Below are 2,388 nucleotides of genomic sequence, written 5' to 3'. Positions count from 1 at the left end.
TGCATCTACTCGTTCAGTTACGTATTGCTAAGGTTAAAACGGAGGAGTTAGTTGGATGATCCAGCACCTGGTGATCGTCACAAATGGCAACGCGTATCATTGTCTTCCCTTAAGTTTTCCCGATACAGGAAAGAGCCGAGGCTGACACCTCACGCCTCCGGTCAGGTCATGCGTTTGAGTCAGCAAACTGCAAGTGACATTTTAGCACCTCCGGGGTGCAGAACAATAGGAGCGCACGCCTGAGCTGGCTGCGTCGACCGCTGCGCGTCGGCGAGTCGGTCAGGCTGCCGGCGAACCTTGCTTGAGCAGGGCGAGAATCGCGTGCAGCTCGGCACGCAACGCTTCCGGCTCGATGGTCGGCACGGCCGGCGGTGGTGGTTCCGGCAATGCTTCGGCGTCGTGCTGGCTCCGCCCGTCCAGGCGATTGCGCGCACCGCTGATGGTGAAGCCCTGCTCGTATAGCAATTCGCGGATGCGCCGGATCAGCAGCACTTCGTGGTGCTGGTAATAACGGCGGTTTCCACGGCGTTTGACCGGTTTTAGCTGGGTAAATTCCTGCTCCCAGTAGCGGAGCACGTGCGGTTTGACCCCGCACAATTCGCTGACTTCACCAATCGTGAAATAGCGCTTGGCCGGGATCGGCGGCAGCACGGTCGGGTCCATCTTGTTCGGTCGGTCGTTCATCGCTCACAAGCCTTGACGGCTTTATCAGGCGGCCCGCGCCAGGGAAGGACGACCCGGGCTCCCCGGATTACCCGGATTCGCCTCTTCGACCATGCCCTTGAGTTTCTGGCTGGCGTGGAACGTCACGACGCGGCGCGCCGTGATGGGGATTTCTTCCCCGGTTTTCGGATTGCGGCCGGGGCGCTGCGGCTTGTCGCGCAACTGGAAGTTGCCGAAACCGGACAGCTTGACCGCCTCGCCGCGCTCGAGCGCGTTGCGGATTTCGTCAAAGAACGTCTCGACCATGTCCTTGGCCTCGCGCTTGTTCAGGCCGACCTGCTCGAACAGCAGTTCAGCCAGCTCCGCCTTGGTCAGGGTCGGCAACGCCTTTTCCGCTTCCTGCCGTACCCGGGCCACCTGCATCGCACGATGCAGATCAGCGGCCAGCGCTTCCTGGAGCACGGCGGAATCAACGTCGTTGTTGTTAATTTTAAGCCCTACCTTGTTCTGGATTTGTGATGGGGGCTCGAGAAACCGAGGCGGTTTCCCGATGCCCCTGTCAGGCATGTCGCCCTTATTACGAACGCAATTTTGCGCCGTGTTTTTGTTGCGCCGAGGCTGCGAGCGCGGCCATGATGGCCTCGACCGCATCGTCCTGCAGCGTCGATTGAGTATCTTGCAAGCCAAAGCGGAAAGCAAGACTTTTTTCATCTTGTTCCAGACCCTTGCCGCGGTATTCATCAAATAAAACAACGGCTTGCACGAGTTTGCCGAGCGGGTTCGACGTCAGTTCCGACTGGAAAGCATCGAGCAGCGCCTGGGCCGGCACGTCCTGTTTGACGACCAGCGCCAGGTCGCGCGTGGCGCCCGGGAACTTCGAGATTTCAGCGTAGCGCGGCACGTCGCGCGCGCGCAGGGCGTCGGCATCCACCTCGAACAGCACCGGCGCCTGCGGCAGGTCGTACTTCTGCAGCCAGCGCGGATGCAGCTCGCCGACGATGCCGACGCCCTGCGCGCGCGCGACGTGCCGCGCTACGCTGAAATCTCGAGGTTCCCGCGGCGCCACGCGCGACCTGGCGCTGGTCGTCGAACAGAACGTCGCCGGCGCGGGTGCTGCCCGATGCTTTCCAGTCGGAACTGACGTCGAACCCGCTCGGCAAACTCGTGCAAGCCGTTGTTTCATTTGATGAATACCGCGGCAAGGGTCTGGAACAAGATGAAAAAAGTCTTGCTTTCCGCCTTCGCTTGCAAGATACTCAATCGACGCTGCAGGACGATGCGGTCGAGGCCATCATGGCCGCGCTCGCAGCCTCGGCGCAACAAGACACGGCGCAAAATTGCGTTCGTAATAAGGGCGACATGCCTGACAGGGGCATCGGGAAACCGCCTCGGCTTCTCGAGCCCCATCACAAATCCAGAACAAGGTAGGGCTTAAAATTAACAACAACGACGTTGATTCCGCCGTGCTCCAGGAAGCGCTAGCCGTACTGCATCGTGCGATGCAGGTGGCCCGGGTACGGCAGGAAGCGGAAAAGGCGTTGCCGACCCTGACCAAGGCGGAGCTGGCTGAACTGCTGTTAGTCGCCTGAACAAGCGCGAGGCCAAGGACATGGTCGAGACGTTCTTTGACGAAATGGCGACACCGCTCCGAGCACGACGAGAAGGCGGTCAAGCTGTGCCGGTTTCGGCAACTTCCGCTGCGCGAACAAGCGCAGCACGAGCAGC

Annotated in this window: 3 protein-coding genes and 2 pseudogenes; 2 read left to right on the top strand and 3 right to left on the bottom strand. The window is 60.7% G+C overall.

Annotated elements, in window-relative coordinates; all coding sequences use genetic code 11:
- Positions 1-279: 279 nt before the first annotated feature.
- The 3 genes and pseudogenes from ACWNCF_RS05085 to ACWNCF_RS05075 all read right to left on the bottom strand — a co-directional run.
- Entirely contained in the window at positions 280-684 is a 405-nt protein-coding gene (locus ACWNCF_RS05085; RefSeq protein WP_449406255.1) for a MerR family transcriptional regulator, read from the bottom strand.
- A 24-nt stretch (positions 685-708) separates the two neighbouring features.
- Positions 709-1,086 (bottom strand): integration host factor subunit alpha, encoded by a 378-nt coding sequence (locus ACWNCF_RS05080; protein WP_056435672.1) that lies wholly within the window; start codon positions 1,084-1,086, stop codon positions 709-711.
- 154 nt (positions 1,087-1,240) lie between these two features.
- Positions 1,241-1,669: pseudogene (locus ACWNCF_RS05075) on the bottom strand (phenylalanine--tRNA ligase subunit beta-related protein); the annotation flags it as partial.
- Positions 1,670-1,773: 104 nt separating this feature from the next.
- On the opposite strand from ACWNCF_RS05075, the gene ACWNCF_RS05070 reads away from it, so the two are divergent.
- Both ACWNCF_RS05070 and ACWNCF_RS05065 read left to right on the top strand, forming a co-directional pair.
- Positions 1,774-2,091 (top strand): phenylalanine--tRNA ligase subunit beta-related protein, encoded by a 318-nt coding sequence (locus ACWNCF_RS05070; protein WP_449406254.1) that lies wholly within the window; start codon positions 1,774-1,776, stop codon positions 2,089-2,091.
- Between the two features lie 71 nt (positions 2,092-2,162).
- Positions 2,163-2,388 (top strand): annotated as a pseudogene (locus tag ACWNCF_RS05065) (hypothetical protein); the annotation flags it as partial.

It is taken from the genome of Massilia phosphatilytica (assembly GCF_977014125.1).
Note: the sequence above shows the minus strand (reverse complement) of the source record. Positions and strands in the feature narration are given on the sequence as shown.

Excerpts from the sequence above, each read along its gene's own strand:
- ACWNCF_RS05080 (WP_056435672.1), bottom strand. The coding sequence starts at position 1,086 with ATGCAGGTGGCCCGGGTACGGCAGGAAGCGGAAAAGGCGTTGCCGACC.
- ACWNCF_RS05085 (WP_449406255.1), bottom strand. The coding sequence starts at position 684 with ATGAACGACCGACCGAACAAGATGGACCCGACCGTGCTGCCGCCGATC.